This window comes from Pseudoneobacillus rhizosphaerae (assembly GCF_917563885.1).
Classification (GTDB): Bacteria; Bacillota; Bacilli; order Bacillales; family Cytobacillaceae; genus Pseudoneobacillus; species Pseudoneobacillus rhizosphaerae.
The window spans coordinates 53,164-67,613 of sequence record NZ_CAKJTG010000012.1; the positions used below are offsets into that span (position 1 = coordinate 53,164).

At 36.7% G+C, this 14,450-nt stretch carries 21 protein-coding genes; 2 read left to right on the forward strand and 19 right to left on the reverse strand.

Annotation, left to right across the window (positions count from 1 at the left end):
• Positions 1 to 26 precede the first annotated feature (26 nt).
• The 19 genes from murG to LRP83_RS12315 form a co-directional block, all read right to left on the reverse strand.
• Entirely contained in the window at positions 27 to 1,094 is a 1,068-nt protein-coding gene (gene murG, locus LRP83_RS12225; RefSeq protein ID WP_230496976.1) for an undecaprenyldiphospho-muramoylpentapeptide beta-N-acetylglucosaminyltransferase, read from the reverse strand.
• Positions 1,095 to 1,221: 127 nt separating this feature from the next.
• Positions 1,222 to 2,592 (reverse strand): MATE family efflux transporter, encoded by a 1,371-nt coding sequence (locus LRP83_RS12230; protein ID WP_230496977.1) that lies wholly within the window; start codon positions 2,590 to 2,592, stop codon positions 1,222 to 1,224.
• Positions 2,593 to 2,726: 134 nt separating this feature from the next.
• On the reverse strand, positions 2,727 to 3,551 hold the full coding sequence (locus LRP83_RS12235) for a hypothetical protein (RefSeq protein ID WP_230496978.1): 825 nt from the start codon (positions 3,549 to 3,551) through the stop codon (positions 2,727 to 2,729).
• Positions 3,551 to 4,051: an RNA polymerase sigma factor gene (locus LRP83_RS12240; protein WP_230496979.1), complete on the reverse strand. Its 501-nt coding sequence runs from the start codon at positions 4,049 to 4,051 to the stop codon at positions 3,551 to 3,553. Before LRP83_RS12240 ends, LRP83_RS12235 begins: the two co-directional genes overlap by 1 nt.
• A gap of 109 nt (positions 4,052 to 4,160) precedes the next feature.
• On the reverse strand, positions 4,161 to 4,856 hold the full coding sequence (pssA, locus tag LRP83_RS12245; RefSeq protein WP_230496980.1) for a CDP-diacylglycerol--serine O-phosphatidyltransferase: 696 nt from the start codon (positions 4,854 to 4,856) through the stop codon (positions 4,161 to 4,163).
• A gap of 240 nt (positions 4,857 to 5,096) precedes the next feature.
• The gene (locus LRP83_RS12250; RefSeq protein ID WP_230496981.1) at positions 5,097 to 5,294 is read right to left on the reverse strand and encodes a helix-turn-helix domain-containing protein; all 198 of its coding nucleotides are present in this window, start codon (positions 5,292 to 5,294) and stop codon (positions 5,097 to 5,099) included.
• 146 nt (positions 5,295 to 5,440) lie between these two features.
• A complete protein-coding gene (gene deoC / locus LRP83_RS12255; RefSeq protein WP_230496982.1) occupies positions 5,441 to 6,244 on the reverse strand; it encodes a deoxyribose-phosphate aldolase in 804 nt (267 codons plus the stop codon).
• 30 nt (positions 6,245 to 6,274) lie between these two features.
• Positions 6,275 to 6,541, reverse strand: coding sequence for a EutN/CcmL family microcompartment protein (locus tag LRP83_RS12260; protein WP_230496983.1), 267 nt, complete (start codon positions 6,539 to 6,541; stop codon positions 6,275 to 6,277).
• 2 nt (positions 6,542 to 6,543) lie between these two features.
• Positions 6,544 to 6,819: a BMC domain-containing protein gene (locus tag LRP83_RS12265; RefSeq protein WP_230496984.1), complete on the reverse strand. Its 276-nt coding sequence runs from the start codon at positions 6,817 to 6,819 to the stop codon at positions 6,544 to 6,546.
• A 3-nt stretch (positions 6,820 to 6,822) separates the two neighbouring features.
• Positions 6,823 to 7,104 carry a EutN/CcmL family microcompartment protein gene (locus LRP83_RS12270; RefSeq protein ID WP_230496985.1) on the reverse strand — a complete coding sequence of 94 codons (282 nt, stop codon included), beginning with the start codon at positions 7,102 to 7,104 and terminating at the stop codon, positions 6,823 to 6,825.
• 6 nt (positions 7,105 to 7,110) lie between these two features.
• Positions 7,111 to 7,575 carry a ribose 5-phosphate isomerase B gene (gene rpiB / locus LRP83_RS12275; protein WP_230496986.1) on the reverse strand — a complete coding sequence of 155 codons (465 nt, stop codon included), beginning with the start codon at positions 7,573 to 7,575 and terminating at the stop codon, positions 7,111 to 7,113.
• Between the two features lie 13 nt (positions 7,576 to 7,588).
• Positions 7,589 to 8,419 carry a triose-phosphate isomerase gene (tpiA, locus tag LRP83_RS12280; RefSeq protein ID WP_230496987.1) on the reverse strand — a complete coding sequence of 277 codons (831 nt, stop codon included), beginning with the start codon at positions 8,417 to 8,419 and terminating at the stop codon, positions 7,589 to 7,591.
• A 16-nt stretch (positions 8,420 to 8,435) separates the two neighbouring features.
• Positions 8,436 to 8,708: a BMC domain-containing protein gene (locus LRP83_RS12285; protein WP_230496988.1), complete on the reverse strand. Its 273-nt coding sequence runs from the start codon at positions 8,706 to 8,708 to the stop codon at positions 8,436 to 8,438.
• A gap of 164 nt (positions 8,709 to 8,872) precedes the next feature.
• Complete coding sequence (locus LRP83_RS12290; protein WP_230496989.1) at positions 8,873 to 10,297, reverse strand: aldehyde dehydrogenase family protein; 1,425 nt, start codon at positions 10,295 to 10,297, stop codon at positions 8,873 to 8,875.
• 18 nt (positions 10,298 to 10,315) lie between these two features.
• Complete coding sequence (locus LRP83_RS12295; protein ID WP_230496990.1) at positions 10,316 to 10,609, reverse strand: EutN/CcmL family microcompartment protein; 294 nt, start codon at positions 10,607 to 10,609, stop codon at positions 10,316 to 10,318.
• A gap of 4 nt (positions 10,610 to 10,613) precedes the next feature.
• A complete protein-coding gene (locus LRP83_RS12300) occupies positions 10,614 to 11,336 on the reverse strand; it encodes a hypothetical protein (protein ID WP_230496991.1) in 723 nt (240 codons plus the stop codon).
• Positions 11,337 to 11,350: 14 nt separating this feature from the next.
• On the reverse strand, positions 11,351 to 11,989 hold the full coding sequence (locus tag LRP83_RS12305) for a phosphate propanoyltransferase (RefSeq protein ID WP_435531351.1): 639 nt from the start codon (positions 11,987 to 11,989) through the stop codon (positions 11,351 to 11,353).
• 3 nt (positions 11,990 to 11,992) lie between these two features.
• The gene (gene deoR / locus LRP83_RS12310) at positions 11,993 to 12,949 is read right to left on the reverse strand and encodes a DNA-binding transcriptional repressor DeoR (RefSeq protein ID WP_230496992.1); all 957 of its coding nucleotides are present in this window, start codon (positions 12,947 to 12,949) and stop codon (positions 11,993 to 11,995) included.
• Between the two features lie 263 nt (positions 12,950 to 13,212).
• The gene (locus tag LRP83_RS12315; RefSeq protein ID WP_007083691.1) at positions 13,213 to 13,413 is read right to left on the reverse strand and encodes a cold-shock protein; all 201 of its coding nucleotides are present in this window, start codon (positions 13,411 to 13,413) and stop codon (positions 13,213 to 13,215) included.
• A gap of 261 nt (positions 13,414 to 13,674) precedes the next feature.
• On the opposite strand from LRP83_RS12315, the gene LRP83_RS12320 reads away from it, so the two are divergent.
• Complete coding sequence (locus LRP83_RS12320) at positions 13,675 to 13,815, forward strand: hypothetical protein (RefSeq protein WP_230496993.1); 141 nt, start codon at positions 13,675 to 13,677, stop codon at positions 13,813 to 13,815.
• Positions 13,816 to 13,981: 166 nt separating this feature from the next.
• Positions 13,982 to 14,410 (forward strand): hypothetical protein, encoded by a 429-nt coding sequence (locus LRP83_RS12325; RefSeq protein WP_230496994.1) that lies wholly within the window; start codon positions 13,982 to 13,984, stop codon positions 14,408 to 14,410.
• Positions 14,411 to 14,450 lie beyond the last annotated feature (40 nt).

Consider the following 14,450-nt stretch of genomic DNA (forward strand, 5'->3'; position numbering starts at 1 on the left):
CTCTCGTCCCCTTTGCCGATATCCTACTATTTTATTTTTGCTATTTCCTCTAGAATCAATTTAATCGCTTGACCCTGCACTGATTTAGCCATAGTTTCCTTAAATTGGGCTCTGTTTTTCTCTAATTTTTCTAAGGTTTGTTTCAAAGATTCTTTAGTTAGACTTTCTTCTTCTAATGTCAGGGAGTATCCCTTCTCTTCAAAGCTTTTTGCATTTAAGATTTGATCTCCCCTGCTTTGTGCTTTACTTAATGGAATAATTAACATCGGTATTTTCAATGCTAAAAATTCGAAAATAGCATTGGAGCCGCCTCTTGTAAGAACAGTATCGGTTACGGCCAAAATATCAGGAAGCTCTTCATGTATATATTCGAATTGTTTATAACCAGGTAATCCTATTAAGCTTTGATCAACATTCCCTTTTCCACACAAATGCACAATTTGATATTTTGAGGTTAAATCATGAATGGATTCCCTGACAGCTTCATTGATTTTTTTAGCACCTAAGCTTCCACCCATAATAGTCAAAACAGGTAGCTTATGATGAAATCCTAAAAAACGTCTACCCTGTTCGGGTGAACCATTTAAGATTTCTTTTCTAATAGGTGAGCCAATTGCCCTTGTTTGATTCTTCGGGAAAAATTTTTCTGTCTCTTCGAATGAAGTAAAGATTTTCGTTGCAAATCGTTGTGATATTTTATTTGCTAAACCAGGTGTCATGTCACTTTCATGGATAAAAATAGGAATCCCAAGTGATCTAGCTGCCACAATAACTGGTACGGAAACAAATCCACCCTTTGAGAATACTAAATTAGGTCGCATCTTTTTCAAAATCTTCCTTGCCTCTAGACATCCTCTTAAAACTCTAAATATATCCTTTACATTTTCGAAATCAACATATCTTCTTAGCTTACCACTGCTAATTTCATGATAAGGAATATTTATTTTTGTAATCAATTCCTTTTCAATTCCCTTTTTCGAGCCAATATATTTAATATTCCATTCTTGATGATCCAATTCATTAATAATCGCTATATTTGGTGTAACGTGACCTGCTGAACCCCCACCAGTAAAACAAATAGTCTTTTTAGTCATACTTCCTCCTGTTGGTACCTAAATTATTCATTAATTAAATTATATCTTATCTTAGTAAAAACATGCCAAAAAAGCGTGGTGCCAGAGGTCTTCCAAACTAGTTGGATAACTTCTGGCACCTTACCTATTATATCACTTCTTTTAATTGTGCGTTATTAAATACTCGTTTCTGAATGTAAATGAGTCTTATTGATAAGCATATTCCAGCCGCTAATAATCCAACCGTCAACCCAATCCAATAGCCCGCAGCACCAAGGTTGGTTTCATGGGCTAAAAAATATCCGACTGGTAAACAAATCAGCCAATAGGCAATAAGGGTCATAATAAAAGCAATATTAACATCTTTATATCCCCGTAATGCTGCTAATGCGGTTGCCTGAATGGCGTCTGATATCATAAAAAACAGCGCATAGATCAGAAATTTCCCAGTTAATATTATAACTGCCGAGTCATTTGAGTAAAATCCAGCTACTTCAGTACGGAAAATAACAACGAACAATCCTGCAACAATGGCAATGACGATTGATAAATAAATTCCGAGCCAAGCATAGGATTTAGCATCCTTATAACGCCCTGCACCAACTTCGAATCCAACTAAAACAGTCTGTGCCATTGAAATACTCATCGGTATCATATACAAAAAGGCGACAATATTTAAGGCAGTTTGATAGGCTGCAATCGTCGTAATATTAAATTTACTAATTAAAAAGGTTACTACTGCAAACATACTCGTTTCAAAAAAGATGGAAAGTCCCATCGGTACACCTATTTTTAAAATTTCCATAGATTTGGAAAGCTCAAACTTTTTAAAATTGGACAAACTCGCATAATTCGAAAAAGGATGTTGGGTTTTAAGAATAAATGCGGTCATTCCAGCTATGAGCCAAAAGGTAATCGATGTTGCATAACCTGCCCCTGATCCACCTAGTTCTGGAAACCCAAAGCGCCCAAATATAAAAACATAGTTTAAAATGAAATTGATTGGTAATGAACATAGTAAAATCACCATCACCACTCGCGTTTTTCCTAACGCATAAATAAAGGACCTTAATACATTAAATACAAACAGCGGAATGATACCAAAACTTAAACCAATCAAATATTCATATGCCACTCCTCGTACAGTTGATGGCAAATTCATTAGATCTAAAATAGGATTCAACAAGAAAAATCCGATTAGGAGTACTATTACTGCTATAATTACCGCAAGATAAATACCATGTGACAGGACCGAGGAAACCTCTTTATTTTTCTTTTCTCCAAATTTCTGTGCCGCAATCGGTGAAACCGCTAGAAGGATTCCACTTAACCCCGTAAAGACGGGATTCCAAATAGCCGAGCCAATAGCTACACCAGCCAAATCGGTAGCATTATATTTCCCTGACATGATGGTGTTAAAGAAGACCATGGAAAACATACCAAGCTGCGTAATCAAAATCGGAATTAATAATACAAATAAGAGCTTTATTTTTTCTTTTGTACTATAAGTTTGTTTCATTCAAGTTCCCCTTAGTTGAAAAATATGAGAATAGCAAACTTTATTATATGCTATGAGTGCAGGAAAATGCCACAAAAAAAGAGGTTAACATATCGAATCGCGGTTAACGATCCATAGTCAGCCTCTTTTTATTTTTAGTCTACCTTAATAACTCCTATCACATATCCTTCATAGACTACCTCATTTTCCACAACTTCAGGTCCCTCTACTTGATCAGCTCTAATGGAAATATTAGCTAGAACCTCTACCTTTTCTGCTGGGAATTTACCTGATCTTGACCCTGAATGAATCATCTCTCCATCCACTTTATATGGCTCAGGTGAATAGGTTACATTTGTTTTATTAGCTTTTGTAATCGTACCCGTTGTCTTATCTATTTCTACAATGACTTGCATCCGAATCGTTGTATGTGATTTTTCGGAAATAACCTCCCTAAACACCAATTTTTCATTCGAATCACCTAATGACTCCCCATATCTATAAAGAAGTTCATTTGTTTTTTTATCACGAATATCGACTATTGTATAGTCCCCTTCTATTCTTCTATCAATAAACACTTCTGCTTTTTTGAAAGGAATTCCAAAATATACATCCTCTATTCCTATTTGATGTTCAGGCAATGCTAAATCAATTGGATCAAGAGTCTGACTTTGAGTAGGTGCCTTAGTATTAAGATCTGTTTGTTCGGTTGGTGCCCCTGGTTTATCGGAATTGATACTATCTTCAACGAAAGCATTATTAAAAGTAAAAAACGATATGGCAATTACGGCAGCTGCTGCGGTTGTTGCCAAACCAGCATATACTTTCATCATATTTTTTTCCCACCTTTTTCTCTTTTCGTGTTTGGCAGAGAACGAATGGATTTCAACAAGCATTTGCTCCTGAACCTGCTTTTGCAAAATAGGCTTCGGTAGTTCTCTTAGCTCGTTTAGTAAGTCATTGTGTTTTTCGTTTGACATTACATAAACCTCTCTTTCTCTTTTTGTAATGCTTTTATGGCCCTATGAAAGGTTAATCTCACTTTTTCATTCTTCCAATTCAGGATCTCCGCCGTTTCCTCTACTGATAATTCTTTAATCCCACGTAGTATGATGACATCTCGATAGTTTTTCTTTAGTTGTTGAATAGCATCGTATAAATCTTTATTTGTCTCACTCAATTTTAGAAAACTTTCTGGGGATTTGGATTGGTGCGATTCTTGATTCCCCATTAAGATTAAATTTTTAATTTTCAACCTTTGTTTTCTCCTTATTTCATCTATGGCTATATGTCTGGCAATACTAAATAGCCATGTCTTCGGACTCGATTTCTCTTCAAAGGAATCCATATTCTTAATTGCCCTAATAAAAACTTCTTGTACTAAATCCTCGACATCACTGGATCCAATGTAATAAATTAAAAATTGATATAGATCATTACTATATTGATGAAACCAATCACTTATTCTAGTGTTAGGCATGATAAAATCCCCCGGGTTTTTTTAACTACTCATTAGTCGACTGAAACATCTTTTCGTTTCACTTTTTTTAAAATTTCTCCAAAAAAAAGTAAGCTACTTGTGCAGCTTACTAGTCAATATCTTTTTTATTTTTCCCTTTTACAAATCTATACAGTAAATAGGCAATGTATAAAGGTATAATAATATAGATGAGATAAGGAAATTTTTCTTTTGTTTCTCTGTATATAACAAATAGTAATGAGCCTACAAATAACGTAACGATTGTGCCATACTTCGGTAGAGGTATTTCTTTAAAGCTCGGAATTCTTATTCTACTAACCATAAGGAAGCAAAGCCCTGTGAATACAACCGTTGTGATGATATTCGGAATTTTGTCTCCAAATAAAGTAAGTAAGGCAAGGATACCTCCAGCTGCCGTTATCGGGACACCGATAAAATAATTTAAGGAAGTTTTATCAGAACTAATATTAAATCTTGCTAATCGATAAGCACCAAACAATGGAAATAATCCTGCGACTGCTAATCCTAATAAACCAAATTGATAAAAATATGTATAATACACTAAAAAAGATGGCGCTACGCCAAACGTCACAACATCAGCAAGAGAGTCAAGCTCTTTTCCTAAAGCTCCATTTACCTTTAACATCCTTGCCAATCTGCCATCCATACTATCAAACATCATCCCGATGATAATGAGGATGGCCGCATTTTTGTACTCCCCACTCGCTGCAAAGCCAATCGAGAGAAAACCGCAATAAAGATTTCCAATCGTAAGCATGTTTGGAATTAATTTAATAAAACGCACTAGTAGATATCACTCCTTTTAAAGTTTCACCTATGTTATCATGTATTAATTTTAGCAATATAATCCATTCTTTAACTTTAAGTTTTATCTATTATAGCATTTATTTCATTTCCCTGCTTACTATACTCAGAAAAATCACGACAGGTTTCCTGTGAAAAGCCAAAGCAAAAGAGACTAATTCAAAGATCGTTAAAAAACGATTTTTAAATTAGCCTCTTATTATTTACCATATGTAGACATTTATATTGATACGTCACCAATTTTAAAGCTCCAATTAAATGCTTTTGTGATTTTTTCTAATATAGAGATTTGTGGGTCGATTAAGCCTTGTTCAAGCTTTGTAACAGTTTCAGTATCTAAACCAACCACATTAGCAAATTCTTCTATTTCTAATCCTTTTAAAGTTCTCATATTCTCTACTTGTTGTGCGATTGTCATTTTTCCACACCTTTCTATGATGTAAGCGGTTACTTAAGAACAATTATACTAGATTTACTATTCTTTTTCAATAACTCAAAGATTCAGAAATAAAATAAAGTTAAGGCCCTTAAATTTTTAAGGGCCTGTAGAATATTTTAAAAAGGTTAATAACTTCCTGTTCCTTTTTCACCTTTAACAATTGCAATACCAGCACTAGCGCCAATACGTGTTGCTCCAGCTGCTACTAATTTACGTGCTGTGTCTAAATCACGAACACCAGCAGATGCTTTAACACCAATATCTGGTCCTACTGCTTCACGCATTAAGGCAATATCTTCTGGAGTTGCAACTCCAGGACCAAATCCTGTTGAAGTTTTTACAAAGTCCGCTCCAGCCATTTTTGCTAGCATACAAGCTTTTTTCTTTTCTTCGTCTGTTAAGAAACCAGTTTCGATAATGACTTTTAAGATAGCCTGACCTTTAATGGCTAATACTAATCCTTCAATATCCTTCTTTACCGTTTCGTAATCACCAGATTTTAAAGCACCAATGTTTATAACCATATCGATTTCGGTTGCTCCGTCTGCTAACGCATCACGTGCTTCAGAAACTTTTGTGAATGTGCTAGTTGCCCCTAATGGGAATCCTACAACTGTCGTAATACCAACCTTGCTTCCTTTTAAAACTTCAGCAGCTGTACGAACCCAGTATGGATTCACACAAACAGTTGCGAAATTGTACTCGATTGCTTCCTTACAAATTTGCACGATTTGTTCCTTTGTGCTTTCAGGCTTTAATAATGTATGATCAATCAGTCGGGCCACCTGTGGTCCAGTAATGACTTTGTTGTCAAAGTAAGATGATTGTGTTGTGCTAACAGCTTGAGGGGCTGGTTGGCTTGCACCTGCATTCGTAATTTGAGTCATTACTTGTTCTGTAATTTGTTTAATCAATAATTCCATGTCCAACTGAACTCACCTCCGTAAAAACTTTAAGTTTTATGCTTCTAAGTAGTCAATAATACCAACTATTATGGCGTCGACGGCTGCATCGGGCTTTTTTAATATGTCCCGAGCAGCGCCGCCTTCTTCTAAAATTAATACAATGTCACCAATTCCCGCTTGGGCTGCATCGACAGCCATAAACGAATCACCGATTGATTTTCCATCGATATCAATGGGTTCTACTACCATAAACTTCAAGCCATTATGGCTCGGCGTTTTAATGGATGAGACAACATTTCCAATTACTCTAGCAACTTTCATTATTAAGCAAGTTGAGGTAAGATTTTCTCGATATCTGAATGTGGTCTTGGGATTACGTGTACAGAAAGTAATTCTCCAACACGGCTAGCTGCATCCGCTCCAGCTTCTGTTGCAGCTTTAACTGCGCCAACATCTCCGCGAACCATTACACAGATTAAGCCTCCGCCAACATTTACTTTACCGATTAATGTTACGTTTGCTGCTTTTGTCATTGCGTCTGCTGCTTCAACTGCTCCAACTAAACCTTTTGTTTCGATCATTCCTAATGCGTTACTCATTTTTTATTCCTCCATTTTTCGTATATGATAGTGTTCAATAATTCCTAATATCCCTGCATCAGAGGCTGTTAGTTCTCTATCAATAGGGAGAGACGATTCCTTGCTTTTTGCCATATAAACCAAGTCTCCTTGGCCAGACTGACGAATGGTATCGATCGCGATAATCGGCTTTCCTTTTGGTTCCAAGTCATCCGTCAATGGTTGAACCACAAGTAATTTCAGACCTATTAAGCTTTCATCCTTTTGGCTGCACACGACATTTCCAATGACTTTACCAATAAACATCCTGATTTACCTGCTTTCGCGCTTAATAAAACGACTCTCGATTTCCATAATTTTGGTTACACGCTTATCATGTCTGCCACCTTCAAAAACTGTTTCTAGCCAAGTTTTAGTCATTTGCAGAGCTAATCCTTGTCCTAGAAGTTGTCCTCCGATAGAAAGAACGTTGGCGTTATTGTGTAAACGGCTATTCATGACCGATGAGAGATCCCAACATACTGCAGCACGTACACCTGGAATTTTATTTAATGTCATTCCACTTCCAATTCCAGCGCCATCGATCATGATGCCAACATAATCATCATGAGTGGCTACACATTCCCCAACAAGGAAGGCAACATCTGGATAATCAACGGCTTCATGATTATGACAACCAAAATCAATAAATTGATAGCCTAAGCTTGTAAGCTGTTTCTTTACAGCTTCTTTTAATTCAAACCCACCGTGATCACTGCCGATTGCAACTTTCTTCATTGTTTCCCCCCCTTTAACAGAACGCTGAAATTATTTTTTTGAAATCGTCTGCCTTTAAGCTTGCTCCACCGACTAATAAACCGTCGATATCGTTCATCGCACTATAATCTTTTGCATTATCTGGTTTTGCAGAACCACCATATAAAATAGGTAATTGGTTAGCTAGTATTCCAAAATGCTTGATTAAGACAGATCGGATAAATTGATGTACTTCCTGCGCTTGTTCAGGTACTGCTGATTGTCCTGTTCCAATAGCCCAAACAGGCTCATAAGCAATGATGACTTTCGATATATCATTCATATTTAGAAGTGCAGTTAAAACCTGCTTCTCTACAACAGAATTTGTTTTTCCCTGCTTGCGCTCTTCTTCCGTTTCCCCAACACAAAGGATTGGAATTAAGCCAGTCTCTAAGGATTGTCTCACTTTTTGATGAATAAACTCATTCGATTCACCAATCGCTCTTCTTTCTGAATGGCCAATAATAACATAATGACAACCAACATCGAGAAGCTGATCCGCAGATACATCACCGGTGTAGGCACCAGATTTTTCGGCATGTACATTTTGTGCCCCTAATGTAAACGAACGATTTTGCTGCTTTTTCAGGGCGTCTAAAATATAAAGATACGGTGAAGGTGGGCATACTACTACTTCTGCAGAAAAGGATTCGGTTCCAAAATCATCCACAAACTTGGAAATTGATGCTAAAGTCATATTCATTTTCCAATTTGCTACTACTACTGGTTTGATTCTTTCAAACGATACGGGACTTGTCTGAAGAGAATTGGTTACTACTTGTCTAACAATCTTTTCTATATAACTCTCAATATTTGATTGAGTCATGATTGATTACACCTACTTAAGCTTTCGGTAAAATGCCTTCCACTTCGCTATTCGGTCTAGGAATAACATGAACAGAAACTAATTGTCCTACACGACCAGCTGCTTCAGCTCCAGCTTCAGTAGCCGCTTTAACGGCTCCTACATCACCACGAACCATTACACTAACTAGTCCTGCTCCAATCATTTCTTTACCTACAAGTGTTACATTAGCCGCTTTTACCATTGCATCTGCCGCTTCAATTGCACCAACTAAACCTTTTGTTTCAATCATTCCTAATGCTTCTCTCATGTGTGTTCCTCCTTGTACAATATTAGTTGTAGAAGCTGAAGCTTTTTGCCTCGGCTTTTTCACTACGTCCTTCCCAGATTTGGGTTGGCGTTTGTTCGAGTTATTCGCATTCTCAGACATCTACGTAACCTCACTTAATCTTGCAGTTTTCACAAATCTATTGATTAGACGATTCTAAAACCATCGACAAGCACGCAACGTCTTTGGCGACTAAAGGATCTAGCTGAGGTTAATCCTTCACCTGTTGGGCCAGCAATGGTCAAAGTTGTAAAGCCTTCAGCTCCAAAACCTAGCCCTGAATAGGAAGGGCCATTTTTAACAAAAATCGTCGCTTGAATTTCACGAGCCATTTTTGTTAAATTCGTAATGTTTTGTGAGTGCATAATAGCCGTATGACGATTCCCTTTTTCTGCTTTTACAGCCATTTCAATCGCAGTATCGACGTTGGCAACTTTGACGATTGGTAAAATCGGCATTAGCATTTCAGTCCAAATTAAAGGATGGTCAAAAGTTGTTTCCGCAATAACAAGTCGAACGGATGAATCTACCTTTTTTCCAATTGCAGCTAATAGAACTTCTGCATCTTTCCCAATGAAATCACGGTTCGGATAAAACTTTCCGTCCTTCTCAACTAAAATGACCTTTAATAATTTATCTAATTCAAAGCCTTTTAGTTCAATTGCACCGTTTTTAATCATTTCCTGTTTAAGGGTGTTAGCCACCTTATCGATGACAAAAACTTCTTTCTCAGCAGTACAAAGAACGTTGTTATCGAAGCTTGCGCCATTCACGATATCTTTACCAGCTTTAGCAAGATTCGCCGTTTCATCAACCACTACTGGTGGATTCCCAGGACCTGCTGCGATAACCTTTTTACCTGTTTTCATCGCCGCCTTCACGACGATTCCTCCACCTGTTACAACTAGGACACGAATAGCAGGATGGTTCATTACTTGATTGCTAGTTTCTAAGTTAGGGGATGCCACTGCAGTTAACACGTTTTCAGGTCCGCCAGCTTGAACAATCGCCTTGTTTAACAGTTTTAACGTCTGTAGAGAAACTTTTTTCGCACTTGGATGTGGGTTGTACACTACCACATTACCTGCAGCAACTAATGAAATACTATTATTAATTAATGTTGCCGCTGGGTTCGTAGACGGAGTAATCGATCCAACAATTCCAAATGGAGCATATTCAACTAAAGTCATACCATCGTCACCTGTGTAGGTAGTGCTAACTAAATCTTCTACCCCAGGTGTTTTGTTAGCTGCTAACAGATTCTTAGAAATTTTATCTTCCACTCTTCCTAGACCTGTTTCCTCCACAGCCATTTTGGCTAATTCCTCTGCATGTTGGATACTAATATCGCGCATTGCCTGAATCATTTTTCTACGGCTTTCAAGTGATACACTTCGCATTTTCGATTCAGCCATTTTTGCTGCGTTTACTGCTTCCTCTACTGTCGTAAAAACACCATTCCCAAGGGCAATTTCAGATGCAGGATTGGAAATATTCGCGCTAGATTCACCAGTCATATTGGCAAGAACCTGTTCAACTAGCTTTTGAATATCCTTTTCACTAATTTGCATTCTCTAGGTCCCCCCTTTTCAACTTTTTTCAAATGTTAATTTACCTTCAATTTCCACTTGATCGATGATTCCAATAATCGCAGCATCTACAGGTGTTCCATTTGTCACAATGGTTTGCCTTGCAGAAGAGCCACTAACAACCATGACCACTTCGCCTTTACCAGAGCCAACTGTATCAATCGCGATAACGGGCTTGCCATCTGGCTGAATGGAGATTAAATCAAGCGGTTGAACAATTAATAGCTTTTTCCCTTGCAGCTTTTCAGCTTTCATCGTTGACACTACATTTCCGATTACTTTACCAATTATCATGCGGTTACTCCTTTTGCAAAATTTTGACCCCTAATTCTCTTGCATAATCTTTACACATCGGAGTAATTAAACTATTTTTCGGTACTATTAATTGTGCCTCACCAAGATTTGCCGCTTCTTCAATATGCTTTGCTAAAACGACATGACGGTTTTCTGTAAAATTATCAAAATACGAATCTAGCCATTTATTAGCAGCAGCTAAGGTAACTACATGAACTTTATCTTCTCTCAGCGATCGTATGTACGATTGAATACGCTTGGCAACCGTGAAGGGTGTCGTTATTTTTTGAGTACCTTTTTGAATAAATTGATCTTTAGCTAATAAAATTTGTTTCCCATTTAACTGCATTTGAATGGTTATCCACATCGACAAGTTATCATCCAAAGTTAAAGAAAGTTTCGCTAACGTAGAATAACTTGCTGTTGCATAAAGCAATACATCCGCTTTTTGCATTTCCAGTTGAATTTTGTCCAAATGCACTTCGTCTAATGGAACTGTAGTTACATACTTCATATCATCTGGAACATTTGTCCATTTTTCAGATAGTAAAATGGTAGTATTATAGTTACTAGCTAATATTTTGATATCATTCCAGACATCATTTATTTTCATAACTGGCTGGTCATCAAGAATTATTAATAATTGTTTCGTCCTAGATGATTTTTTATCTTTATTTAGATAATCCTTCACCATTTTTCTGACCAGCAATTCGATTTTATCCTTCACTAGCATCCCCCCTTTTACGGAATAAGCACGCCCCATTGACCATTTTTTATTTGAGCAGCATTGGCTTCATCAACATCAATGTGCATTTCAAGCTTATATTTAGGTGAGACGCGAATTAGCACATTTTCAAAGATGACGCCTCTTTGCCCCGTTACTTTTACTTGTACACGTTGACCGTTCGTAACTTGAAACCGAGTTGCGTCATCTGGATTCATATGAATATGTCTTGCTGCACATATGAGTCCTTGATCAACTTTTAGCTGGCCTCTAGGGCCTTGAATATTGACAGAAGGGGTTCCATCAATATCACCTGAATCTCGAATTGGAGGGGTAATTCCCAATGTATATCCATCAAATAAAGAAATTTCAATCTGAGTATCACCACGTGCAGGACCGAGAACTCGTACTTTTTCTAATTTGCCTTTTGGACCAATCAAAGTGACTGTTTCTTTACTAGCAAATTGACCTGGTTGAGATAAATCTTTCCATTTATTTAACTGATAGTTTCGACCAAATAGTCTTTCAACATGCTCCTTCGAAAGGTGTATATGGCGATTGGAAACAGCAATAGGAACTTCTAATGTAGTTTGATTGTTAGCTAAAGCTCTTATTGTTACTTCCCTAATTAACTGAACTAATTCTTTTTGATCCACTACTCATTCCCCCTCCATAACAGAATTGAGTAAAATTTGAGCAGTGTGTTGATCGGTAATAAGAACATTTGTAAACTGACCTTTTAATGCACCCATAATGGCATCCACTTTTTCCATTCCACCAGCAATCATAATACTATAAGGTTTATGACTTAAATCTGACAGATTAATTCCAATCGTTCTTTCATCCAATTCTTTACTACAAATGTTCCCTTTACTATCGAAGATTCTTGAACAAATGTCTCCTACAGCATTCTGAGCTTTCAATCCATCAAAATCTTCTGATGAAAAATAGCCAGCTTTAAATAGGGTGGATTCCTTCGTAAATTCTCCTACTGTGTACAAGGCTATATGGCATTGTTTACCAAGGTTCAAAACCCTTTTAATATGACGGTCAGAGAGGATTGCATTTGCCACAACGGGATGGTCGACTACCGCTGGTAAAGGTAGAAAATGTGGTGATGTATTAAATGCGGTACTTAAAAAATTTAGTATCTCAGCAGCATAAGTATTCGATTCGGAATAACTTACCCCACCATTTAATTGAACGACCGAAACGTCTTTGACATTTTTAGGCTTAACATTCTCGGCCACTTCATATAAAGTAGTCCCCCAAGTTGTCCCGATGATATCCCCGTTTTGGACAATTTCTCCTAAATAGTTCGCAGCTGCTTTTCCAAGCTCCATTTTAATAACCTCTTCGTTATATTCTGGAACTGGGATGATGATACAATGTTTTAAGTTAAATGCCTCTTTTACTGAGTTAGCTAGTCTTTCTGTACCTTCTGATTGATCAAATATTTTGATTTGAACAATCCCTTGTTCCTTTGCTTGTTGTAGCATTCTTGAAACAGAAGGCCTAGAAATGCCTAACTTTTCAGCAATTTTTTGCTGACTAAAGTCAAATTGATAATATAACTTTGCCACTTCTATCAATTTACTTAGTTTTTCATCGCTCAATGGATTAACTCCTTACGATAATTTGTCAAACTTATTCTGAACGTTTGTGCATGTTTAGTATAATATGAATTCGCTTTCATTTGCAATATGAATCAAATAGTTTTCGGTTCTTTTTTGAAAAAAGAAAAAACTTTCATAATTCCGTAATAAAGTTAACAAATGTCCACTGTGGATGAAGTTTCTTAAGATCACAGAGGAAAACAAAAAAAACACAAAAAAACAGACTCTACAAGTAGAGTCTGCCTATATTTTGATTATTAAAATTAAGCTTTACGAACGTTAGTAGCTTGTGGTCCACGTTGACCTTGTTCTACTTCAAAAGTTACTGCTTGACCTTCGTCTAAAGATTTGAAACCTTCGCTTTGGATAGCTGAGAAATGAACGAATACATCGTCTCCAGCTTCGCGTTCGATAAATCCAAAACCTTTTTCTGCGTTAAACCATTTTACTTTACCTTGTTCCATTTGTGTTTCCTCCTCGTGTGCTTAGCACACATTGTGTTACTATCCTTGCGATCTTTAAGACGAAAGTTTTAACCACTATCAATCCTTAACGAACAAACAAAAATAATTCTTTATTAATATAACACGTATTCCTGTGAATTACAAGTGTAATGAAAATTAAATGCTACGTCATGAAATAATAATGAGGAAATTATTTTTTAAACGCCCTTTCCTTTCAAAAGAAGTTGAATAATATATACAAGATTAGAGGTGAGAATAATAATGGCAGCAAAAAAAGGTGGCAATGCAAGCAAGGGCGGTAATGCAGGTAAAGCTGGCAAAGGTGGGAACGCTAGTAAGGGCGGGAACGCAGGAAAAGCTAACAAAGGCGGGAATGCTGGGAAAGGTCGTAAGAAGAGATGAAATAAAGGTATTTCTTATGAGGTATGCCTAAAACTATAGACTATATAAACAAACTGCTAACCGGTGTCGAACTCTATGACAGCGGATTTTGGCATTCCTTCAACCAATTTTATACATTTAATAAGTTATAGGTGTACATAATACTGTTGAAGGGGCAGATTTTCCGATGGCAAACTTAAAACATTTACAGATAGACCATGATGATCCATTAAACAGCTATTATATTACGCTTTGCCACGTTTACTATTTCCATGTTACTGATGAAAATTCCGAAAAAGAAAAGCTCCAAGCAGAAGGAACCATTGAAACAATATGTAGTCTTCTTTTCCATGCCATTAATATTGAAGGTACAACGATTCGTGAAATGGATAATGAACGTTATGTAAAAGAATATAAGCGATTTTACAATGATATTATTGACGCCATTCGCGAATGCTGTAAAAACGAAGTGGATTTTGAGATATTTTTAGAAATCATTGATGAAATTATTGGTGCGGCACTTACCCTTGCCAATGCATTTAATAAATTACAAAGTGTAAAAGAAGAATATATGGAAGAAGTTGTAGTTGATGAAGCTCTCAAAGAAGAGGAATAAAATTCATAAAACAAGGCTGCTAATAACAGCCTTGTTTTTT

What these genes read in the sequence shown, in the direction of transcription:
- murG (WP_230496976.1), bottom strand. Translation starts at nt 1,094, where the DNA reads ATGACTAAAAAGACTATTTGTTTTACTGGTGGGGGTTCAGCAGGTCAC.
- LRP83_RS12230 (WP_230496977.1), bottom strand. Translation starts at nt 2,592, where the DNA reads ATGAAACAAACTTATAGTACAAAAGAAAAAATAAAGCTCTTATTTGTA.
- LRP83_RS12235 (WP_230496978.1), bottom strand. Translation starts at nt 3,551, where the DNA reads ATGTCAAACGAAAAACACAATGACTTACTAAACGAGCTAAGAGAACTA.
- LRP83_RS12240 (WP_230496979.1), bottom strand. Translation starts at nt 4,051, where the DNA reads ATGCCTAACACTAGAATAAGTGATTGGTTTCATCAATATAGTAATGAT.
- LRP83_RS12250 (WP_230496981.1), bottom strand. Translation starts at nt 5,294, where the DNA reads ATGACAATCGCACAACAAGTAGAGAATATGAGAACTTTAAAAGGATTA.
- LRP83_RS12260 (WP_230496983.1), bottom strand. Translation starts at nt 6,541, where the DNA reads ATGAAAGTTGCTAGAGTAATTGGAAATGTTGTCTCATCCATTAAAACG.
- LRP83_RS12265 (WP_230496984.1), bottom strand. Translation starts at nt 6,819, where the DNA reads ATGAGTAACGCATTAGGAATGATCGAAACAAAAGGTTTAGTTGGAGCA.
- LRP83_RS12270 (WP_230496985.1), bottom strand. Translation starts at nt 7,104, where the DNA reads ATGTTTATTGGTAAAGTCATTGGAAATGTCGTGTGCAGCCAAAAGGAT.
- rpiB (WP_230496986.1), bottom strand. Translation starts at nt 7,575, where the DNA reads ATGAAGAAAGTTGCAATCGGCAGTGATCACGGTGGGTTTGAATTAAAA.
- tpiA (WP_230496987.1), bottom strand. Translation starts at nt 8,419, where the DNA reads ATGACTCAATCAAATATTGAGAGTTATATAGAAAAGATTGTTAGACAA.
- LRP83_RS12285 (WP_230496988.1), bottom strand. Translation starts at nt 8,708, where the DNA reads ATGAGAGAAGCATTAGGAATGATTGAAACAAAAGGTTTAGTTGGTGCA.
- LRP83_RS12290 (WP_230496989.1), bottom strand. Translation starts at nt 10,297, where the DNA reads ATGCAAATTAGTGAAAAGGATATTCAAAAGCTAGTTGAACAGGTTCTT.
- LRP83_RS12295 (WP_230496990.1), bottom strand. Translation starts at nt 10,609, where the DNA reads ATGATAATTGGTAAAGTAATCGGAAATGTAGTGTCAACGATGAAAGCT.
- LRP83_RS12315 (WP_007083691.1), bottom strand. Translation starts at nt 13,413, where the DNA reads ATGGAACAAGGTAAAGTAAAATGGTTTAACGCAGAAAAAGGTTTTGGA.
- LRP83_RS12320 (WP_230496993.1), top strand. Translation starts at nt 13,675, where the DNA reads ATGGCAGCAAAAAAAGGTGGCAATGCAAGCAAGGGCGGTAATGCAGGT.
- LRP83_RS12325 (WP_230496994.1), top strand. Translation starts at nt 13,982, where the DNA reads ATGGCAAACTTAAAACATTTACAGATAGACCATGATGATCCATTAAAC.